This is a genomic window from Pseudoxanthomonas sp. JBR18 (genome assembly GCF_028198165.1).
In the GTDB taxonomy this organism is placed as follows: domain Bacteria; phylum Pseudomonadota; class Gammaproteobacteria; order Xanthomonadales; family Xanthomonadaceae; genus Pseudoxanthomonas_A.
Window position 1 is genome coordinate 2,287,869 of the sequence record NZ_CP116339.1, and the last position, 18,990, is coordinate 2,306,858.

The window sequence follows — 18,990 nt, forward strand, 5'->3', positions numbered from 1 at the left end:
ATATGGTGGCGCTGGCGGCCGAGCCCTTGCGTGACCGCAACGTGCAGCCGTCGACCGGATGTCGGCCTACCCGGAGAAGCTGCCGGGGCTCGAGCGAGATGGCTCGCCGAACGTGTTCGCCCCGTTCGAGCCGCAGCTGAACCTACTGGCCGAGATCAGGCCGGATGTCTTACAGGCGCACCTTAGGGCGACAGGGCCAATTCCGTCTTCATATTCACGACGACACCCGCGACGAAGTCGAGGAAGGCCCGGCACTTCGCGGGCAGGTGGTGTCGCGAGGGATAAAGCGCGTAGAGCGAAAAGCGCTCATCGGACCACTCCGGCAGCACCTGTACCAGCTTGCCGCTGCGTAATAGCGGCTCGACGCCCAGTGCCATCACCTGGGCGATGCCATGGCCGGCTAGGCAGACGCTGTGCTGGGTCCCGACATCGTTGACGGTGAGCTGGCCATGGGTACTGACCTTGGTGACGCGCTTGCCGCGGTGGAATTCCCAGTCGAACGGGCGACCGGTGAGCGGATCGCGGTATTGAATGCAGATGTGCGCATCGGATTCCAACTCCTTGGGCGCGCGCGGCGTGCCGTGTCGGCGCAGGTAGGCAGGGGCCGCCACTGTTAGGATGCGGGTGTCCAGCAGGCGTCGCGCCACCAGCGAGGAGGCCACCGGCTCGTGGAAGCGCACCGCCATGTCGAAGCCATCGGCCACGATGTCTCCCAGCCTGTCCCGATTGATCAGCTCCAACTGGAGTTGCGGATGCGCGGCCAGGAAGCCGCCCAGCTGTGGCCCCAGCATGAGCCGCGAAAAATAGGGGTCCACGCTGACGCGCAGGCGCCCCCGGACCGCGGTGGCGCCGGCACTCACGTCGCTGGCGGCCTCTTCCAGGGCGGCCAGCAGTGGCAGTGCGCGCTCGTAGAGTCGATGCCCCTCATCGGTGAGTGAAACCGAACGCGTGGTGCGGTCGAAGAGCCGCACGCCCAGTCGGGCCTCCAACCTCGCCACGGCACGGCTGACACCGGGTTGGGACATGTCCAGGGCCTCTGCCGCCGCCGCAAAGCTGCCGCAGTCGACGATGGCAGACAGAACCCCCATGCCGTTGAGAACGCGTTCGTCAAATGCCATGGAGCATGCCGATTCGTCATCAATGAAATGACGTTCATGCTATCGCGTCATGCGAAACGTGCGCGGACAATGCGCCTCATCCGGCAGCCGCCGCACACGAAGAGGATCCATCACATGTATGCCATCACGGGAATCACCGGACAGGTGGGGGGCGTCGTCGGACGCAAATTGCTTGATGCCGGGCAGGCGGTGCGCGCGGTCGTGCGCGACGCCGACAAGGGCCGGCACTGGGCCGAGCAGGGCTGCGCGCTGGAGGTCGCCACGATGGACGATGTCGATGCCCTGCATCGCGCGTTCGAGGGGGCGGAAGGCGTGTTCGTCCTGCTGCCGCCCGCTTTCGACCCGGCGCCCGGATTTCCCGAGGCGCGGCGCATCATCGACGCCGTACGCGCCGCCCTCGCCGCGGCGCGGCCGGCACGCGTGGTCTGTCTGTCCACCATCGGAGCCCAGGCCGATCAGCCCAATCTGCTCAACCAGCTCGGCATGATGGAACAGTCCCTGCGCACCCTGGACCTGCCGATGGCCTTCCTGCGCGCTGGCTGGTTCATGGAAAACAGCCAATGGGACATTCAGCCCGCCCGCGAGCACGGCACGCTGCCCAGTTTCCTGCAGCCAACCCATCGCACGATCCCCATGGCGGCGACCGAGGACGTCGGCACCACGGCCGCGGCCCTGCTGCAGGAGCACTGGGAGGGCGTGCGGATCGTGGAGCTAGAGGGACCCTCGCCGGTGTCGCCGGATACGATCGCCGCTGCGCTGGCTGATCTGCTTGGACGGCCGGTGCGCGCCGAGGCCATCCCGCGCGATCAATGGGCCGAGCTGTTCCAGGCACAGGGCATGCAGCATCCGGTGTCCAGGATGCAGATGTTGGACGGCTTCAATCAGGGCTGGATCGCCTTCGAGGGTGGAAGCCTGGAGCAGCGCAAGGGCGTGGTCACCATTGAGGCGGTGTTGCGTGGCCTGGTTGCGCGCGCGCCATCCACCTGACGCATGTGCCGCTTTGGCCCTGGTGCTGAAGGTCCATCAGGAGCCCCCCGTCTCAGCCGTCCTTGCCCTGCGGCACTGGCTGCCAACTCGCCTCGGTGAAGCGCAACGTGCGCGTGCTGCCACCGCGGTGCACGTTGACCTGGTTGTCGATCTCCGGGAAGACATCGGCCAGCAGCGCATCGCGCACCTGCAGCGCGGCGCCGGGGTCCTTCAGCTGGCCGCGATAGCGCAGCTCGATGTCGTCGCCGGCCAGGGTGGTCTTGTCCAAGGTCAGGGCGACGGTCTGGTCGCCCTCGGCCAGCAGGAAGTGCTCACCGACATAGCCGGTCAGCGCGGCCAGTGCCTGCGGGTCGTCCAGGCTGGGCTGGGCCTGCGGGGCGATCTGGCGCAGCACGCCCGGCTCGATGTCGTGCGCGGTCAGGTGATGGGTGACCAGCACCTGGCCCTTGGCGTCGATCCGGACCACGCTGAGCGTGTCGTGGCCGCGATGGGCCAAGGCGCTGGCGCTGGCCAGGCAGGCCAACAGGCCCAGCAGCAGAGGGAAGTGAAACGGCTTCATGGCGGGGTTCAGTCCTTGCTGGGTGCGGGATAGGTCTGCAGCGAGTCGGGCAGCACCTTCAGGTCGTCCTCGCGCATGCGGTTGTCCTGCTTGGGCGGGCTGGCGATCTTCAGCGTGCGCGTGGCGATGGTGCCGGTGAACAGGTTGTTGCCGCGGTCGGCATCGGCCGTTTCCCACAGCGGATCCAGCTCGGCGCGGGTGAGGGTCTTGTCGGTCACGTATTCCCAGGTCACCTGGCGCGCGTTCTTGCGCCATACCTCGGCCGGGATGCGCACGACGGTGTCGCTGCCATCGGAGAAGGTGAGCTTGAGGATCACCGGCATCACCAGCCCGCCGACGTTGCGCAGGTCGAAGCGGTAGAAGCTGTCGCTAACCGCGCGCGCCCGTCGTTCCTCCGGGCTCAGCGCGGCGTCGTCTTTTTTTGCCTTGCGCCGCGCGCTGGCGGTGGGAGCGAAGCGCTCGGCGCGGTCGTAGTAGTCACGCGTGGCCGGGTCGGTCTCTACCACCGTCTTGCCGGTGTTGCGGGTGGCGGTCAGCGAGGGTGGCTCCTTTTGGTACTCGCCACGGCTCCAGCTGGCCTCGGCATCGGGGTTGCCGCTGTCCAGGCGCCAGCGCACCACCTGGTCCAGGGCGATGTCCACGTGGTCGGTGCCGTAGAACCAGCCGCGCCAGAACCAGTCCAGGTCGATGCCGGAGGACTCCTCCATCGTGCGGAAGAAGTCGTACGGCGTGGGATGCTTCATGTACCAGCGCTGGGCGTACTCGCGCAAGGCGCGGTCGAACAGCTCCCGGCCCATCACCGTTTCGCGCAGGATGGTCAGCGCGGTGGCGGGCTTGGCGTAGCCGTTGGCGCCGAACTGCAGCACCGAGTCGGACTGGGTCATCAGCGGGACCTGGTCCTGGCTGACCATGTACTCGACGATGTCCTTGGGCTCGCCGCGGCGCGAGGGGAAGTCGCGGTCCCACTGCTTCTCGGCCTGGAACTGCAGGAAGGTGTTGAGTCCTTCGTCCATCCAGGTCCACTGGCGCTCGTCGGAGTTGACGATCATCGGGAAGTACTGGTGGCCGACCTCATGGATGACCACGCCGATCAGCCCGTACTTGGCGCGCTCGGTGTAGGTCAGGTTGCCGGTCTTCTCGTCCTTGACCGGGCGCGGGCCGTTGAAGGTGATCATCGGGTATTCCATGCCGCCCACCGGCCCGTTGACCGACTGCGCGGTCGGATACGGATAGGGGAAAGTGAAGCTGGAATACACCTTGAGCGTGTGCGCGATGGACTTGGTCGAATACGCATCCCACAGCGGGCGCGCCTCCTTGGGGAAGAAGGACATCGCCATCACCGGCGGCTGGTCACCGCCGGCCTGGTGCACGCCCAGCGCGTCCCAGGCGAACTTGCGCGAGGACGCCCAGGCGAAGTCGCGCACGTTGTCGGCCTTGAACACCCAGGTCTTCTCGCCGCTGGCGCGGCCGCCTTCGGCGGCTTCCGCTTCAGCCGGGGTCACCACGAACACTGGCTCGGTGGCATCGCGCGCCTGCGCCAGGCGCTGGCGCTGGGCCGCGCTGAGCACGCGGTCGGCGTTCTGCAGCTCGCCGGTGGCGGCCACGACGTGGTCGGCCGGCACGGTCAGTGCCACGCGGTAGTCGCCGAACTCCAGGGTGAACTCGCCCGAGCCCAGGAAGGCCTTGTTGTGCCAGCCCTCGTAGTCCGAATACACCGCCAGGCGCGGGAACCACTGCGCGCCTTCGAAGATGCAGTTGCCGTCCTGGCCCTTGTCGGTGAAGCACTCGTAGCCGCTGCGCCCACCGACGACCTTGTTCTCGATCATCGGGAACGACCATTCGATGTGCACCTGGGTGCTGCCCCCGTTGCCGGCCACCGGCTGGGCCAGGTCGATGCGCAGCAGGCTGTCGACCACGGTGAACTCCAGCGGGCGGCCGTTGCCGTCGCGCACCGACGTGATGGTGAAGCCGCCTTCCCAGTCCTGGTAGCGCTTGGCGCGCCGCACCTGGCCCAGGCTGATGGACTCGCCGGACACCGTGCGGCTCAGGTTGTCCATGGAGTCGCGCTTGAAGCGGTTCTGGTCCAGCAGCAGCCACAGGTAGGGCAGGCTGTCGGGCGAATGGTTGTGGTAGACGACGGTCTCCGCGCCGGTGACCTGCTTGCTGGGCTCGTCCAGGCGCACCTGGATGTCGTAGTCCACCTGCTGCTGCCAGTAGCGGTAGCCCGGCGCACCGGCGGCGTTGCGATAGTCGGTCGGGGTGGGCCAGTCCTCGCCCTCGAGCTGACGGAACTTGTCCTCGAACGGCGCCTTGGTCTGGCGGATGGCATCGGCCTGGACGCCGAAGCTCAGCAACAGCAACGCGGCCGCACAGCCGCGCAGGAACAGGGTGGTCAATGCAGGATCCTCGTGGGGAGAGGCGGCGGGTGGCGGCACCGGCCGCGACGACGCGCTCCCGATCATTTCCTGTCAGGTGCCGCCAGATCAAGGCGCTGGCGCGCGGGAACGCTGCTGCGGGCGCAGCCTGTCGTATTTGTAAGCTTCATCCGGGTGGCCGCCAGGCCGTGTGCAGGGGCGGCTAGCGCCCCAGCGCGGTGCGCAGTGCCTGGGAGAGCTGTTCCAGCGAGTAGGGTTTCTTGAGGACTTCGAAGCCGTGGGCCGAATCGCTGGCCAGCATGTCGCTGTAGCCGCTGGCCAGGATCACCGGCAGCCCGGGGCGCTGCTCGCGCAGGTGTCGGCCCAGTTCCAGCCCGCTCATGCCCGGCATGACCACGTCGCTGAAAACAGCGTCGAAGCGGGCGACGTCTTCATCCAGGGCCGCCAGCGCCTGGTCGGCGTTGTGGGCCAGGACCACCACATAGCCCAGCTCGGACAGGGCCGAGGTCACGAATTCGGCCACGCCGGCGTTGTCCTCCACCACCAGGATCCGGGTGTCACCCGCATCGCGCGACGCGACCGGGGGCTCGGCGATGGCCCGCTCATCGATCGCCTGGTCCACGCACGGCAGGTACAGGGTGAAGCGCGTGCCACCGTCGCGGCGGCGACGCACCTCGATGTCACCCTCGGACTGCTTGATGAAGCCGAAGACCTGGCTCAGGCCCAGGCCGGTGCCTTCGCCGACGCCCTTGGTGGTGAAGAAGGGTTCGAAGATGCGCTCCAGATCGCCCTCGGCGATGCCGCTGCCGCGATCGGCCACCGAGATGGCGACGTAGTCGCCGGGGCGCGCGGCCAAGGTGCGCAGTGCCGGGATGCGGTACACGCGCGCCACCTTGATGGATAGCTCACCCCCGGCGGGCATGGCGTCGCGCGCATTGGCGGCCAGGTTGATCAGCGCCGTATCGAGCTGGTTGCGGTCCAGCAGCACCGGGACGGGCGCATTGGGGACGCTCAGATGGACCGCGACCCGCGAGCCGACCAGGGTGCGCACGATGTCGGCCACCTCGCCCATGCTGGCGGTCAGGTCGAAGACCTCCGGGGCCAGGGCCTGGCGCCGGGAGAACGCGAGCAGCTGATGGGTGAGCTTGCTCGCGCGCTGGGCCGCGCTGGCGATGGACTCGACAAAGCGCATGCGCCGGTCGGCGGGCAGGTCCTCGCGGCGCAGCAGGTCCACCGAGCCGGTGATCACCTGCAGCAGGTTGTTGAAATCGTGCGCCACCCCGCCGGTGAGCTGGCCGATGGCTTCCAGCTTCTGCGCCTGGCGCAATTGTTCCTGCGCACGCAGCAGCTGCAGTTGGGCCTCGCGCGCTTCCTCGGACATCGTGCTCAGGTGGCTCTGGTGTTCGCGCTCACTCAGCACGCGCTCGGTCTGCTCGCTGACGATGCAGAACAGCGCCACGACCTCGTCCTCGTTGCCACGCACCGGGGAATAGGAAAAGGTCCAGTAGGTGTCCTTCAGCGTGCCATCGCGGTCCATGCGCAGGGGCAGGTCGACATAGCGCGAGGCGCGTCCCTGGAAGGTGCCCTCGACGCTGGCCCGGACATCGGCCCACACCTCCCGCCAGACCACCTCGAGCCGTTCCCCCATCGCGCCTTCGAGCTTGTTGCCCAGTAGCGGCAGGTAGGCATCGTTGAAGAACATGCGCCGTTGCTCGCCCCAGGCGAACCACATTGGCTCGGGCGACTCCAGGATGAAGGTCAGCAGGCGCCTGAAGACCAGGGGCCAGTGTGGCGGCGCGCCGAGCGGCGAGGCCGCCCAGTCCACCTCGCAGAGTAGGCGATGGGCCTGGCTGTCGGGCGCAGCAGTGGGCAGGGGCAGGGTGAAGGACATGACGCGAGGACCAGCGCTCGGGCAGACAACCGCGCTAACACAACACGAGCGGCCCGCACATGTCTGTATTGCAAGCGTGAAAGCGGCAGGAGGCCTTGCCGGCCCGCGGCCGAGCTTGCGTTGCTGCAGGCACGACCGGTGCGCATCGCACCTGTCCACCACGGGCGGCGGGTATAGTGCGGCGCGCATGGTGGCCACACCGGCCGGCCAGGAATGACAGGAGAGCGGACATGGGGCTTGTACAGGCAGTGGCGGGGGCGGTGGGTGGCGTGCTGGCCGACCAGTGGAAGGACTTCTACACCATCCCCGAGAGCCTGCCGGCCACTGCTGCGGTGTTCGCCGCCGCACCGCAGGGCACCAACGCCGGCCGCGGCTCCAACACCCATGGTTCGTCCAACATCATCAGCAACGGGTCGAAGATCGTCGTGCCCGAGGGCTACGGCCTGTTGCTGATGCAGGACGGCAAGCTCACCGGCTTCGTCGCCGAGCCGGGTGGCTATGAGTGGCGCTCGGACGATGTGAACTCCAAATCCCTCTACGCCGGTGACGGGCTGATCGCCTCGCTGGTCAGCCAGAGCTGGGAGCGCTTCAAGTTCGGTGGCCAGCCGGGCGCGCAGCAGGCGGCGTACTTCGTCTCGCTCAAGGAGCTGCCGGACAACCGCTTCGGCACCCAGTCGGAGATCTACTGGGACGATGCCTTCCTCAACACGCAGGTCGGCGCGGTCACGCGCGGCGCGTACACGCTGAAGATCGTCGACCCGATCCTGTTCGTGAAGAACTTCCTGCCGGCGGCCTACCTCCAGCCCGGGAAGGTGTTCGACTTCACCGATATCGACAATGCTGCGGCCACCCAGTTGTTCAACGAGGTGGTCGGCTCGCTGGCGCCGGCCTTCAGCCTGTACTCCAACGATACGGCCAGGGGCAACCGCATCACCAAGCTGCAGCAGGACGCGCTCGGCTTTGCCAGGAGCCTGTCCGAGGCGGTGGAAGTCGGCTACCAGTGGACCTCCGACCGCGGCCTGGCCATCGTCAAGACGGCCATCGTGTCGATCGAGTACGACGCCAACACCCGCGAACTGCTCAAGACCGTGCAGCGCGCCGACGCACTGGCCGGCGCGCGTGGCAATTCCAACCTGCAGGCCTCGGTGGCGCAGGGCATGCAGTCGGCTGGCGAGCACGGCGGTGCGGCCGGCCTGGTGGGCCTGGGTATGGCCTCGGGCATGGCTGGTGGCCTGGGTAGCCTGCAACAGCCGGCGGCGCCGGCCGCGCCTGCGGCCGACGACCCGGTGGCCAAGCTCAAGAAGGCCAAGGAGATGCTCGACCTGGGCCTGATCACTCAGGCCGACTACGACGCGGCCAAGGCCAAGGCGCTGGGCCTGTAACGCGCAGCTTGCGGCCATGAATCAAGCCAAGGGGCCACCCCCGCCGCCGCCTTTGCCGCCGCGTGGGCCGGGATCGCCGCAGGACGTGCCGCCGTTGCCCGGTGATGCCGGCGTGGACCCGTCCACGCTGCCGCCGCCGATCCGCGATGAGCTGCGGGCGCCCGATCCAGCGGCCATCGACACGGCCAGTGACGCGCTCAAGGATGGCCTCAACCGCTGCCCGAAGTGCGGCTCGACCGACATCCGCCAGCGCCCCGGCACCGACATGCTGGTGTGCCTGTACTGCCGCAACGAGTGGCAGGGCCAGCGTGTGGAGGAGGCATTCGGCTTCGGCGAGGGCATCGACCAGCTGCGCGGCACGGTCATCGCCTCCGGCGCGCAGGACATCGATCCCGAGGCCGCGGCGCTGATGACCTTCAAGTGCAGCGGTTGTGGCGCGGAAGTGACGGTCAACACCAACAGCGACATGACCGCGCGCTGCCACTGGTGCCGGCATGTGTTTGGCGTCAACGAGCAGGTGCCCAACGGCGCGGTGCCCGACGCGGTGCTGCCGTTCCACATCAAGAAGGACGATGCGGTAGCGCGCATCCGCCAGTTCGTCGGCAAGCGCCAGCTGTTCGCGCTGAAGGCGTTCAAGGAGCAGTTCACCCCGGGCAACGTGGTCGGTGTGTACCTGCCCTACATGATCGTGGACGGCAACGTCAGCGCCGAGGTGGCCGGGCACGGGGAAATCCAGACGCGCCGCTATACGCGCGGCACCGACAAGAACAAGCAGACCTATTACGACGCCGACGTGTACCGCGTGGCGCGGCGCGTGGACTTCACCGTGGACGACCTGCCGCTGGAGTCCTCCGGCACGCGCGGCAACCTGGACACCCGCGCCAACACCAACAACATCATCAACACCATCCTGCCTTTCGACACCAAGAACGCGGTCAGGTGGAACGCCTCCTATCTGGCCGGTTTCACTTCGGAAAAGCGCGACCGCGACGTGGAGCACCTGCGCCCGCGCCTGGAGGACCAGCTGCTGTCCATCGCCCGTGCCCAGGTGCATGGCTCGGTCTCGCGCTATGACCGCGGCGTGCGGTGGGAGCGCGAACGCCTGCAGGTGCACGGCACGCGCTGGGTGGCGATGTATCTGCCGGTGTGGCTGTATTCCTACCACCAGCCCGGTCGCAACGGCGGCATGCTGCACTACATCGCGGTCAACGGCCGCACGGGGGAGACCATGGGCAGCGTGCCCGTCCAGCAGTGGAAACTGCTCACCGCGGCACTCACCGTCGGCACGATCCTGGAAGGCATCGCGCTGGCGATCCTGGCGCACGTGTCATGAGCGACGACGGTGGACTGTGGTTGCTCGCCCTCGGCCCCGCCGGTGCCACCGCGCTGTACTGGGCGCTGTATCGCTATTACCGCAACACCGACAAGTCGCATGCCTTCGAGCGCGAGACCACGGTGCAGGCACAGCCGGTGAGCGGCTCGGACGAGAAGGTCGACCGGGTAACCGGCACCCGCCGCACCCGCATCGAGGGCGACAACGTCGCCGCCTACCGCGCCCGCGTGCAGCGGGTGCGGGATGAAGACCCCGGCGGCGCATAGCCGAGGGGTTGATTGTTTTCAAGAACAAGCCGGGGGCTGACCCGGCTTGCATCCAGGTTTTGCTCCTAGAACCGTTTGTCCGCCGGCAGGTAGCGCCACTCCCCCGGCGCCAGCTTGCCCAGCGGGATGCTGCCGATCCGCAGGCGGCGTAGGCTGATCACCTCCAGTCCGACTTCCCGGCACATCGCCTGCAATTGGCCCGGTGCGATGGGCTTGATGGCGAAGCGCAGGCGATCCTCGTTCTGCCAGCTGACCTTGCACGGCGGCAACGGGCGCCCCTGGTAGTGCATGCCGCGCATCAGCCGTGCTAGGCCGTAGGGCGGCAGCTCGCCGCGGACCTCGACCACGAATTCCTGCTCGATCAGGCGCGCGTCTTCGGTCAGCCTGCGGATCACGCGTCCGTCCTGGCTGAGCACCAGCAGGCCGCTGGCCTCGGTGTCCAGTGCCAGTAGCGGCTGCAGGCGCTGAAAGTGGCGCTTGAGCATCCGCGTATGGGTCATGTCCAGTGCGCTGTGCGTGGCCGGGCCTGCTGCCGCGATGGTGTCTTCGGTACTGACGCCGGCGGGCTTGTGCAGCAGCAGGGTGACCGGCTCGATGGCATCCAGCGTGGCCTCGGCGTCCAGCGTCACCTGTTCGGGCGTGGCCAGCGCCTGCGGCTCCTCGGTCACCACGCCGTCCACGCTGACCCAGCCGCCTTCGATGTACTGCTGCGCCTCGCCGCGCGAACAGCCAGTCAGCGCAACGACGCACTTATCAAGGCGAATGGGATCGGACATCGACAGGCTCTACAGCAGGCGCGCAAGTGTACGTGCTGTTTGCAGGCCCATCGAGTGCAAGCCTCGCTTGATGTCAAGGCTGCACCTGGCTCCTGGGGCCAGCCCGACTGCAGGCAGGGGGCCCTTGTTCCGCCGTTTGTAGGCGGATCGGTGGCTCACAGCTTGGAAGAGGAAATGTGACACGAGTCAGAAAATAGCGTCTTCTACTTTTCGCTCACCCATCTAATTACGGTGCCAGAGCCTGCAGGGGTTCCAATTTGTTTACACATGTTCTTAACGTCGGATAACATCAATCAACGGGAAGAGTGCGCTCCTTCCCGTCTGCGCTGAGTCGCAGCTTCTTGGATTGGAAGTAACAGGGGAAAGGATGAGACGCATTGTCTGTGGTGCGAGCGTGTCGCTCGCGCTGGTGGTTGGGCTATCCGGATGTGCCACGGAAAGCCATCGAAGTATCGTGCCGGAAACGGTCGCAACTGCAGGACGCCCTTATTCGGGCATTCGTGCACCGATTGCGGTTGGTAAGTTCGACAACCGTTCGAGCTTCATGCGGGGATTGTTCTCCGATGGCGTCGATCGCCTTGGAAGTCAGGCAAAGACCATTCTTGTAACGCATCTGCAGCAGACCAACCGGTTTCGCGTGCTTGATCGCGACAATATGGCGGAAATCAAGCAGGAAGCCGAGATCAAGCAGCAGGCCCAGCAACTTAAGGGCGCCGATTATGTGATCACCGGCGATGTCACCGAATTTGGTCGAAAGGAAGTTGGCGACACGCAGCTGTTTGGAATCCTGGGTCGCGGCAAGGAGCAGGTCGCTTACGCGAAGGTCAACTTGAACGTCGTGGACATTTCAACTTCCGAAGTGGTTTATTCGGTGCAGGGTGCCGGTGAGTATTCGCTGTCCAGCCGCGAGGTCATCGGGTTTGGAGGCTCTTCCAGCTATGACTCCACACTCAATGGAAAGGTGCTGGATCTAGCCATCCGCGAGGCCGTCAACAACTTGACTGCCGGCGTCGATTCACAGGCCTGGAAGCCGGCCAAGTAACCTACGAAGGAGACGTCACATGATGAAGAACGATGCCAGCGCTTTGCGCTGGTTGATGGCGCTTGCGCTGCTGTTGCTGGTCGGCTGTGCTCATCAGCCGGTCTCGCTGTATCAATGGGGCAGCTATCAGGATCAGGTCTACCTGTATTTCAAAGGTGAAAGTCGCGAAGCACAGATCCAGGCCCTGGAAAAGGATCTGCAGGTCATGCAGGCCGCTAATCGGCCTGTGCCCCCCGGACTGCGCGCGCATCTGGGGATGCTGTACGCCGAGACTGGGAACGACGCCAAAGCGCAGGAAAACTTGCTGGCCGAAAAGGCCAGCTACCCCGAGTCGACAACCTATATCGATCTTCTTTTGAAGAAATATCAGAAGCAGGTGGCGTTGCCATGAAAAACATCTTGCAGATTTTGGCCGCAGCGGCGCTCATCCTGATGATGACCGGTTGCGCAACGACGCCTGTGGCCTATGACTACAGCGCATACAAGGCAAGCAAGCCACGTTCGATCCTTGTGCTTCCGCCAGTCAGCCACGCACCGGATATCGATGCAAGTCCCAGCATGCTCTCCGTTGCGACGCTGCCGCTGGCCGAGGCGGGCTACTACGTCCTCCCTGTGGCTCCGGTGTACGAAACTTTTAGGCAGAACGGTGTCATGGTGGCCGAAGATGCGCAGAGCATTGAGGTCAGGAAGCTACGGGAAATCTTTGGTGCAGACGCCGCGCTGTATATCACCGTTGAGAAGTACGGCTCGGTCTATCAAGTGCTTAGCAGTGCCGTAATCGTGTCCGCTGACGCCAAGCTGGTGGACCTGCGGACCGGCGAGATGCTCTGGCAGGGCCACGCCCAGGCCTCGAGTGCAGAAAACCAGAACAACGGCGGCGGTCTATTGGGGATGTTGGTATCCGCTGCGGTGAACCAGATCGTAAATCAGGTGACCGATAGAGGGCATCAAATTGCCGGGGTGGCTAGTGTGAGGCTGCTTTCCGCTGGCCATCCGAGTGGCTTGCTCTATGGGCCATACAATCCGAAGTACGAGGCGGAAAAGTAACGCTCAGGATGCCTGGCCCCAATTCGTGAGGGGCCAGGCTTGCACGCCGAGCGCGACCGTGGTGCGGGCGATGGCTAGGCCGCGGTGATGCTGACGGCCTTGGTGTTGAGGTAGGCCTCGACCGCTTCCGGGCCACCTTCGGAGCCGTAGCCGGAATCCTTGACCCCGCCGAAGGGCATCTCTGGGGTCGGCAGCGCCGGCTGGTTGATCCACAGCATGCCGGTCTCGACCTGCTGGGTCAGCAGGTGCGCGTTCCTGAGCGAACGCGTGAACGCGTAGGCCGACAAGCCGTAGGGCAAGCGGTTGGCTTCGGCGATGGCTTCCTCCAGCGTGTCGAAGCCGCGCACCGCGGCCACCGGGCCGAACGGCTCGTCGTTGAACACCGACGCCTCCAGTGGCACGTCGGCCAGCACGGTCGGGGCGAAGAAGTTGCCGGCGCTGCCCACGCGTTCGCCACCGGTGGCGACCTTGGCGCCCTTGTTGCGTGCGTCCAGCACCACCTGCGTCATCGCCTCCAGGCGCCGCGCGTTGGCCAGTGGGCCCAGCGTGGTGTCCGATTCCAGGCCGTTGCCCAGGGTCAACGATTCGGCATGCTTGACCAGGGCCTCGGTGAAGGCCTGCTTGATGCTGTTGTGGACCAGGAAGCGGGTCGGGGAGATGCACACCTGGCCGGCGTTGCGGAACTTGGCGCCGCCGCTGGCCTTGACGGCCAGGTCGACATCCGCGTCCTCGGCCACGATCACCGGCGCGTGGCCGCCCAGTTCCATCGTGGCGCGCTTCATGTGCTGGCCGGCCAGTGCAGCCAGCTGCTTGCCCACGGCGGTGGAGCCGGTGAAGGTGATCTTGCGGATCACCGGATGCGGGATCAGGTACGAGGAAATCTCGGCCGGATCACCGAACACCAGGCCGACCGTGCCGGCCGGGGCCCCGGCATCGACGAAGGTCTTGATCAGCGCGGCCGGCGAAGCCGGGGTCTCCTCCGGCGCCTTGACTAGGAACGAGCAACCGGCCGCCAACGCGGCGCCCAGCTTGCGCACCACCTGGTTGATCGGGAAGTTCCATGGCGTGAACGCGGCCACCGGGCCGACCGGCTCCTTGATCACCAGCGCCTGCGCGGCCAGATTGCGCGAGGGCACGATGCGGCCATACACGCGGCGGCCTTCGTCGGCGAACCATTCGATGATGTCGGCACCGGCCAGCGTTTCGACACGGGCCTCGGCCAGCGGCTTGCCCTGTTCCTGCGTCATCAATGCCGCGATGTCGTCGGCGCGCTCGCGCAACAGGGCGGCGGCGCGGCGCATGGTCGCCGCGCGTTCGTGCGCCGGCGTGTTGCGCCAGGCCTGGAAACCCTGGCTGGCCGCGGCCAGGGCGCGATCCAGGTCGGCCCTGCCGGCGTGCGCCACGGTGCCGATGACCTGGCCGGTGGCCGGGTTCAGCACGTCCAGGGTCTTGCCGCTGGCGGCATCGCCCCAGTCATTGCCGATCAGGAGTTGGGTGTTGGGATAGGACACGGACATGGGGGAATCCTTGTCGATGGAAAGGGCAGGCAAGGATAGAGACCAAGGCCGAGGTCGGCATGAAACGCCGCGTTCCGCGGTGCGATTGACCCGCTGGGCGAGACATGAGGCTGGGCACGCGGCATGCTCGCCGTTGGACACGGGTGTTTCGTCGGGGAATTAGAGATAAGCCATGCTGATGCAAAGGATGCTGGGAATCGCGCTTGTGCTGGCCGTGGCCGGTTGCAACCGGGACAACGCGCGTACGCTTCATGAGCCCGAATCACCGTTGCGCCGTATTTCGATCCGATACGAGCACACAGGCTGGGGGAGTTACCGGGAATCCTTCGAAGTGACGCCGGGCCGGTCTGGCGCCGGCTTCGAGATCACTGGCAGCTACGTGGATGCTGCGAACCACCAGCGTCATGTCAAGCAGGACGTCGATGCGGCTGAGTTACGCGCGTTCGTCGAGGCAGTGCGGGCTAGGCCGAAGGACAAGCGCGAGGGCCTGGGGAGGCTGGTGAAAGGGCTCAGTCGACCAAGCGCGGATTTCTCCGGCGCGACGTATCTCCCTGCGCCGCGATGCACCCCCCGGGAGCTCCGTCGGCTGGCGCGCCAGCATCTGCTGCGGGTTGGTGCCAGACGGATGCTCGACGATTTGTACGCTTCCGAGACGCGATGGACTGACGATTTTCCCTTTGTGCTGGTCCAGTTGGATTTCAATGACGGAGCGCGCACCGTGGTGTATTCGAAGGCACAGCAAGCGCTGATGCTTCCCTGGCGGATGGGACCTCCGGCATCCACAGATGCAGTACCTCCGCAGAACTGGTCACCTGCGATTAGCCAAGCGTTGCGTGTGATGCTGCCGCAGGTTTCGCGCCTGGCGATGCAGCTCGATGCAAACCGCATCGAAGAAGTGCAGCGAGACCTCAACACGCTCGTGGAACATTCGGCGTATGCGCAGTGCAATGCGATCCGTGCGGGTTGAGTGTGTTCGATCACACCATCAGTCGATCAACCCACACAGCGACGGTGGCCTGGAACGATGGAGACTGGTCGGCGGGCGCGCCAGCGTACGCGCCTGTGAACATGTGCCGCGCCTTGCACGACAGGGGGGCCCGAAAGCCCGCCTGTCCTGCATCGCGCACGGCAGGCGCCGGCTGGGTTACGCCGGGTCAGTTGATCTGGGTCCAGGCCACGCCGTCCGTGCCATGCTTGCGGCCCTCGCAGGCGTCTTCCACCACGTGGAAGGTCAACACCTTGCCGCTTTTGGTCCAGGTGTATTTGCCGACCTTACCCGTGCAGTCCTCCTTGATCGCATCGCCTTCCCAGATGTCGGTCACGGTGGCCGTATTGCCTTTGTGGGTGTAGGTACCCTTGACCCAGTCCTCGCCCTTGGGCGTGGTGCCGAGAAAGGTGCCGTCCGCATTGAAGATGACGATGGTGTTGTCGCTTTGGTAACGTCCGATGGGAAACGCGGTGGACTTGGTGGCAGCGTTGCTGGAACAAATCACTGCGAGCAGTGACAGCAGTGCCAGGGTGATGGCGGTGCGTGGCTTGGTTATCATGCGAAGCTCCATGAAAGGGCTGTGCAACGGGCGGCGCCTGAGGATCGGTGCGCCTGCTTGCCAGGACGCGGGAAGGCGGCTGAAACGGCCATCCCGCGTGTGTGACATGGCCTTGGCTGTGACCTCGACCGACGCGCCTGCTTCGGACCGCGCACGTGTCCGCCCCAACGCAGGGGCCGACGCGGCTCGGCCACTCGATGTTGTGCGGATGGAGCTGGTCGAATGAAGATGAACATGCCCGATGAGTCGTTGCTCGATCGCCCCGCCTGGGCCAGCCTGAACACTGCGCACCTGCCGCTGTCGGAGGGCACGCCGCTTGCGCGCCGTTATCTGCGCCAGGTCAATCGGTTCGCTTCCGCCCGCGACGATGGCCAGGCCGCACTGTTCGCCCTGGCGGCCTTGGTTACACCCGGAGAACAGGTCTATGTGCTGCAAGTGCCCAAGATCGTGGTGCCGCCAACGCTATCGGCCGTGAAGCGGGGGCTGTGCGTGCAACTGGTCGCCTCGGCGCCGTTGTCGCCCCCATCAGCGGCGGGTGAGGCCATCGTGTCGCTGGGCGCACACGATGCAGCCGAGATGCTGGCGCTGGCCATCCTCACCGAACCGGGACCGTTTCTTTCGCAGACTCACCGCATGGGCGACTTCGTCGGCATTCGCATCGATGGGCGACTGGCGGCGATGGCCGGGGAGCGCTTCCGCTTTCCCGGCTATACCGAAGTCAGTGGTGTGTGCACGCATCCGGACTTCCGAGGACGCGGGCTGGCGCGGCGACTCTCGCAACACGTGGCCGCCAACATCGCCGCGCGGGGCGACACGGCCTTCCTGCATGCCTGGAAGCACAACACCGGCGCCATTGCGCTGTACAAGGACCTGGGTTTCGCGTGGCGCTGTGACGTACAGGTTGCGGTGCTCGAACGCCCGGATACGCCGGTGTGAGGCGCTGGCCCGAACACGCATGTTCGGGCCAGGATCATGCAGCGGTCAGGAGCCGCCAAACCCTCGGCTGGATTGGGACGCGGCCACGGCCGGTTCCGGCTCCCAGCTGGCCGTTGCGGCGCCTAGCAGGGGATCCCCGTGCGGTGGGGTGAACTCGCCCAGGTCATGCTCGCTGGGATAGGACGTATCGGCGGCATCGGCCTGCCGACGCTTCCACATCCGATAGGCGACCACACCGGCAGCGCCGAGGGCGATCAGTCTCAATAGACGCATGTTGTAGTCCTCGCAGGCTGATGGAGTCATAGCCTGGCCAGATGGCGGTTAGGTGGATGTGACCACGCGGGCGTCCGGCGCCCAGCGGGGCTGACGATGCTGCAAGCCGCAGGTCATGATGTGCAGGCAGGGCGATGCCGGTGGCCAGACCGCGGCCGTGTCCAGCGAGGCGCAAGACGCGAGGCCGAGGGGGGGAGTGGTCGTCTGGACCGAGCGCATCGGCGTTCACCGGTGGGCTCCCCGGTACCCCAACTCGGGCGATTCACTCGAGGAGATCCCGGGCAGCGTGTCCTGTCCGGGCGTTGGCGTTGCGCATCAGTGCGACAGGCTGCTTGCCAGGACGTGCTGCAGCTTGCGCGCCGCGCCCGTCACCGCCGCGGCGATGGTGGCGGCCTTGTCGGTCACGGCGACCGGCTGGTGCCCGGAGGGGCGGGCTTCCATCGTGCAGACCTGGTCCTGCTCGCCGCCGCGCGGTCCGTTTTCGTCGCGCAGATGGACCTCCACCCGGGTGATGCGATCGCCGAAACGTTCCAGCGCCGAGGTGACGGTCTGTTCGACATGGCGCTCCACCGAGGGGTCGCGGTGCACGTTGTGGTCGGTGTTGAGTTGAATCTGCATGGTCTGATCCTGCTGTCGTTGCGTGTCTGCAAGCTAACGCCACCCCTGCAAGCCATGTGTGATGGGGCAGGACCTGCAACGCTTGCCAGCCTCCGGTAGCCTGTGCGGTTTTCGCACCGATGTGGTCTGGTCTTGGCGTTTCTGCAGTTTCTTCTGGAGGCATTGCTCATCGTCGCGATGCTGGTCGCGGTTGGTGGGCTCTGTTATCTGGCTTGGCGTCTGCTGGATGGCGTCCTGAAAGCGTGTGGCGTCCCCGCGCGGCGTGTGTGGGGCGACCGGGCGATGGTGGGTCTGACCGTGGTGGGGATCGGCCTGGCGGTCGCCGGTTTCGTCTGGCTGGCGCAGGTCCGCCCCAACCAGGCGCAGACGCGGGTGTGGCTGTCCAAGGTGTTTGGATATCCCGCCACGCGTATCACCGTGAACGTGGAGGGCCTGGGCGCGGCGACGCGACGCGCGCTGGTCGACGAGCTCACGCCGATGATGCGCGCCCAGCGTGCCCGCTTCCGCTATCGCATCGTCAGCTCACGCATGCACACCAGCACCACGGTGCGCGCCGATTTGCCCAGCCGCTACAGGCTTGGCAGGACGCGCCTGGAGATTGTCACCGGCAGACCGATCGATCCCGAAAAGCAGCGTGCACTGGGGCAGGTCCTGCACGCGGCCGGACAGCCGTCCGCACCGGCCTTGCCCGAGCCGCTGTGGGCCGACGTTCGCCAGGGGCAAGCGCCGGTGCTGGAAGCCGCGCTGTTGCCTCACACCGCGACACTGCGGGTGGACGATGTTGTTGGACCTGCTGGCTATGAACGACAGCAGCGATGCGCACTTCAGGTGCAGGGCTTGGTCTCGGTGGACGTGCTGGATGCGCATGGCGGGCCGCTGCGCCCCCCGCCCGCCGATGCGGACACACGGCTGATCCTGCGCACGCGTCCCCACGGCCTGCGGCAAACGCGCTTGCGCGTGCTGGACATGACCTACGTCCCCGGTGAGCACGGCCGGTTGATCAAGACGGCGCCGCACGACAGCTGGCGGATCTACATGGCCTTTTCGCTGGTGCCCGAAGGCACCTCACCTGATGGCGATGACTGCGACACCCGCCTGCTCGATGCGCTGGACCCGGCGTGGGTACAGGCCGACCTGCACCACCAGCTGCCGGCGCTGTCCCAGGCCAAGGGCGTCCGCGTGGCGCCTGTCGCCCGCTTCCTGCCCTGGCAGGCCGGCGATGGCTGGGTCGAGGTGCCGGCTCGCCCGTAAGCGGGTCCGGACCGACACGCCGAGGCGCATCGGCGCCGCAAGGCCACTAGGGCAGCCTCCCAATAAGCAGCG

19 protein-coding genes are annotated in these 18,990 nt (G+C 66.3%); 10 read left to right on the forward strand and 9 right to left on the reverse strand.

Going from position 1 to position 18,990, the window contains the following annotated elements; translation table 11 throughout:
* Positions 1 to 182: 182 nt before the first annotated feature.
* Complete coding sequence (locus PJ250_RS10215; RefSeq protein ID WP_271648462.1) at positions 183 to 1,118, reverse strand: LysR family transcriptional regulator; 936 nt, start codon at positions 1,116 to 1,118, stop codon at positions 183 to 185.
* Between PJ250_RS10215 and PJ250_RS10220 the strand changes: the two genes are divergently transcribed.
* A complete protein-coding gene (locus PJ250_RS10220; RefSeq protein WP_271648463.1) occupies positions 1,017 to 2,105 on the forward strand; it encodes an NmrA family NAD(P)-binding protein in 1,089 nt (362 codons plus the stop codon). The two genes, PJ250_RS10215 and PJ250_RS10220, sit on opposite strands and share 102 nt — an antisense overlap.
* Before the next feature lie 52 nt (positions 2,106 to 2,157).
* On the opposite strand, the gene PJ250_RS10225 is transcribed toward PJ250_RS10220, so the two are convergent.
* From PJ250_RS10225 to PJ250_RS10235, 3 genes are all read right to left on the reverse strand, one after another.
* Positions 2,158 to 2,664 carry a DUF6702 family protein gene (locus PJ250_RS10225; RefSeq protein WP_271648464.1) on the reverse strand — a complete coding sequence of 169 codons (507 nt, stop codon included), beginning with the start codon at positions 2,662 to 2,664 and terminating at the stop codon, positions 2,158 to 2,160.
* A gap of 8 nt (positions 2,665 to 2,672) precedes the next feature.
* Positions 2,673 to 5,060 carry a M1 family metallopeptidase gene (locus tag PJ250_RS10230; RefSeq protein ID WP_271648465.1) on the reverse strand — a complete coding sequence of 796 codons (2,388 nt, stop codon included), beginning with the start codon at positions 5,058 to 5,060 and terminating at the stop codon, positions 2,673 to 2,675.
* 181 nt (positions 5,061 to 5,241) lie between these two features.
* The gene (locus PJ250_RS10235) at positions 5,242 to 6,930 is read right to left on the reverse strand and encodes an ATP-binding protein (protein WP_271648466.1); all 1,689 of its coding nucleotides are present in this window, start codon (positions 6,928 to 6,930) and stop codon (positions 5,242 to 5,244) included.
* Between the two features lie 230 nt (positions 6,931 to 7,160).
* On the opposite strand from PJ250_RS10235, the gene PJ250_RS10240 reads away from it, so the two are divergent.
* From PJ250_RS10240 to PJ250_RS10250, 3 genes are read left to right on the forward strand one after another with little or no spacing between them, the layout of a single operon-like run.
* Complete coding sequence (locus PJ250_RS10240) at positions 7,161 to 8,312, forward strand: SPFH domain-containing protein (RefSeq protein WP_271648467.1); 1,152 nt, start codon at positions 7,161 to 7,163, stop codon at positions 8,310 to 8,312.
* A gap of 16 nt (positions 8,313 to 8,328) precedes the next feature.
* Positions 8,329 to 9,645, forward strand: coding sequence for a TFIIB-type zinc ribbon-containing protein (locus PJ250_RS10245; protein WP_271648468.1), 1,317 nt, complete (start codon positions 8,329 to 8,331; stop codon positions 9,643 to 9,645).
* On the forward strand, positions 9,642 to 9,911 hold the full coding sequence (locus PJ250_RS10250) for a hypothetical protein (RefSeq protein ID WP_271648469.1): 270 nt from the start codon (positions 9,642 to 9,644) through the stop codon (positions 9,909 to 9,911). Before PJ250_RS10245 ends, PJ250_RS10250 begins: the two co-directional genes overlap by 4 nt.
* A gap of 65 nt (positions 9,912 to 9,976) precedes the next feature.
* On the opposite strand, the gene PJ250_RS10255 is transcribed toward PJ250_RS10250, so the two are convergent.
* Positions 9,977 to 10,687 (reverse strand): rRNA pseudouridine synthase, encoded by a 711-nt coding sequence (locus tag PJ250_RS10255; RefSeq protein ID WP_271648470.1) that lies wholly within the window; start codon positions 10,685 to 10,687, stop codon positions 9,977 to 9,979.
* Between the two features lie 394 nt (positions 10,688 to 11,081).
* Here PJ250_RS10255 and PJ250_RS10260 point away from each other — a divergent pair, with 394 nt between their 5' ends.
* Genes PJ250_RS10260 through PJ250_RS10270 form a run of 3 tightly spaced genes read left to right on the forward strand, consistent with a single transcriptional unit; the run spans position 11,082 to position 12,776 of the window.
* The gene (locus PJ250_RS10260) at positions 11,082 to 11,729 is read left to right on the forward strand and encodes a CsgG/HfaB family protein (RefSeq protein ID WP_271644424.1); all 648 of its coding nucleotides are present in this window, start codon (positions 11,082 to 11,084) and stop codon (positions 11,727 to 11,729) included.
* Between the two features lie 19 nt (positions 11,730 to 11,748).
* Positions 11,749 to 12,120 (forward strand): DUF4810 domain-containing protein, encoded by a 372-nt coding sequence (locus PJ250_RS10265; RefSeq protein ID WP_271644425.1) that lies wholly within the window; start codon positions 11,749 to 11,751, stop codon positions 12,118 to 12,120.
* Positions 12,117 to 12,776 carry a DUF799 domain-containing protein gene (locus PJ250_RS10270; protein WP_271644426.1) on the forward strand — a complete coding sequence of 220 codons (660 nt, stop codon included), beginning with the start codon at positions 12,117 to 12,119 and terminating at the stop codon, positions 12,774 to 12,776. Before PJ250_RS10265 ends, PJ250_RS10270 begins: the two co-directional genes overlap by 4 nt.
* 74 nt (positions 12,777 to 12,850) lie before the next feature.
* Here the strand turns inward: PJ250_RS10270 and PJ250_RS10275 are convergent, their stop codons facing one another.
* Positions 12,851 to 14,293 carry an NAD-dependent succinate-semialdehyde dehydrogenase gene (locus PJ250_RS10275; RefSeq protein WP_271644427.1) on the reverse strand — a complete coding sequence of 481 codons (1,443 nt, stop codon included), beginning with the start codon at positions 14,291 to 14,293 and terminating at the stop codon, positions 12,851 to 12,853.
* Positions 14,294 to 14,465: 172 nt separating this feature from the next.
* Here PJ250_RS10275 and PJ250_RS10280 point away from each other — a divergent pair, with 172 nt between their 5' ends.
* Entirely contained in the window at positions 14,466 to 15,260 is a 795-nt protein-coding gene (locus PJ250_RS10280; protein ID WP_271644428.1) for a hypothetical protein, read from the forward strand.
* A 187-nt stretch (positions 15,261 to 15,447) separates the two neighbouring features.
* Here the strand turns inward: PJ250_RS10280 and PJ250_RS10285 are convergent, their stop codons facing one another.
* Positions 15,448 to 15,840 (reverse strand): hypothetical protein, encoded by a 393-nt coding sequence (locus PJ250_RS10285; protein WP_271644429.1) that lies wholly within the window; start codon positions 15,838 to 15,840, stop codon positions 15,448 to 15,450.
* 222 nt (positions 15,841 to 16,062) lie between these two features.
* Between PJ250_RS10285 and PJ250_RS10290 the strand changes: the two genes are divergently transcribed.
* The gene (locus PJ250_RS10290) at positions 16,063 to 16,776 is read left to right on the forward strand and encodes a GNAT family N-acetyltransferase (RefSeq protein WP_271644430.1); all 714 of its coding nucleotides are present in this window, start codon (positions 16,063 to 16,065) and stop codon (positions 16,774 to 16,776) included.
* Between the two features lie 45 nt (positions 16,777 to 16,821).
* Here the strand turns inward: PJ250_RS10290 and PJ250_RS10295 are convergent, their stop codons facing one another.
* Both PJ250_RS10295 and PJ250_RS10300 read right to left on the reverse strand, forming a co-directional pair.
* Positions 16,822 to 17,049: a hypothetical protein gene (locus PJ250_RS10295; protein ID WP_271644432.1), complete on the reverse strand. Its 228-nt coding sequence runs from the start codon at positions 17,047 to 17,049 to the stop codon at positions 16,822 to 16,824.
* 315 nt (positions 17,050 to 17,364) lie between these two features.
* The gene (locus tag PJ250_RS10300) at positions 17,365 to 17,667 is read right to left on the reverse strand and encodes an HPF/RaiA family ribosome-associated protein (RefSeq protein WP_271644434.1); all 303 of its coding nucleotides are present in this window, start codon (positions 17,665 to 17,667) and stop codon (positions 17,365 to 17,367) included.
* Between the two features lie 132 nt (positions 17,668 to 17,799).
* Here PJ250_RS10300 and PJ250_RS10305 point away from each other — a divergent pair, with 132 nt between their 5' ends.
* The gene (locus PJ250_RS10305) at positions 17,800 to 18,918 is read left to right on the forward strand and encodes a hypothetical protein (RefSeq protein WP_271644436.1); all 1,119 of its coding nucleotides are present in this window, start codon (positions 17,800 to 17,802) and stop codon (positions 18,916 to 18,918) included.
* Positions 18,919 to 18,990 lie beyond the last annotated feature (72 nt).

Excerpts from the sequence above, each read along its gene's own strand:
- PJ250_RS10270 (WP_271644426.1), top strand. The coding sequence starts at position 12,117 with ATGAAAAACATCTTGCAGATTTTGGCCGCAGCGGCGCTCATCCTGATG.
- PJ250_RS10285 (WP_271644429.1), bottom strand. The coding sequence starts at position 15,840 with ATGATAACCAAGCCACGCACCGCCATCACCCTGGCACTGCTGTCACTG.
- PJ250_RS10290 (WP_271644430.1), top strand. The coding sequence starts at position 16,063 with ATGAAGATGAACATGCCCGATGAGTCGTTGCTCGATCGCCCCGCCTGG.
- PJ250_RS10255 (WP_271648470.1), bottom strand. The coding sequence starts at position 10,687 with ATGTCCGATCCCATTCGCCTTGATAAGTGCGTCGTTGCGCTGACTGGC.
- PJ250_RS10225 (WP_271648464.1), bottom strand. The coding sequence starts at position 2,664 with ATGAAGCCGTTTCACTTCCCTCTGCTGCTGGGCCTGTTGGCCTGCCTG.
- PJ250_RS10295 (WP_271644432.1), bottom strand. The coding sequence starts at position 17,049 with ATGCGTCTATTGAGACTGATCGCCCTCGGCGCTGCCGGTGTGGTCGCC.
- PJ250_RS10265 (WP_271644425.1), top strand. The coding sequence starts at position 11,749 with ATGATGAAGAACGATGCCAGCGCTTTGCGCTGGTTGATGGCGCTTGCG.
- PJ250_RS10300 (WP_271644434.1), bottom strand. The coding sequence starts at position 17,667 with ATGCAGATTCAACTCAACACCGACCACAACGTGCACCGCGACCCCTCG.
- PJ250_RS10280 (WP_271644428.1), top strand. The coding sequence starts at position 14,466 with ATGCTGATGCAAAGGATGCTGGGAATCGCGCTTGTGCTGGCCGTGGCC.
- PJ250_RS10275 (WP_271644427.1), bottom strand. The coding sequence starts at position 14,293 with ATGTCCGTGTCCTATCCCAACACCCAACTCCTGATCGGCAATGACTGG.
- PJ250_RS10240 (WP_271648467.1), top strand. The coding sequence starts at position 7,161 with ATGGGGCTTGTACAGGCAGTGGCGGGGGCGGTGGGTGGCGTGCTGGCC.
- PJ250_RS10215 (WP_271648462.1), bottom strand. The coding sequence starts at position 1,118 with ATGGCATTTGACGAACGCGTTCTCAACGGCATGGGGGTTCTGTCTGCC.
- PJ250_RS10235 (WP_271648466.1), bottom strand. The coding sequence starts at position 6,930 with ATGTCCTTCACCCTGCCCCTGCCCACTGCTGCGCCCGACAGCCAGGCC.
- PJ250_RS10250 (WP_271648469.1), top strand. The coding sequence starts at position 9,642 with ATGAGCGACGACGGTGGACTGTGGTTGCTCGCCCTCGGCCCCGCCGGT.
- PJ250_RS10245 (WP_271648468.1), top strand. The coding sequence starts at position 8,329 with ATGAATCAAGCCAAGGGGCCACCCCCGCCGCCGCCTTTGCCGCCGCGT.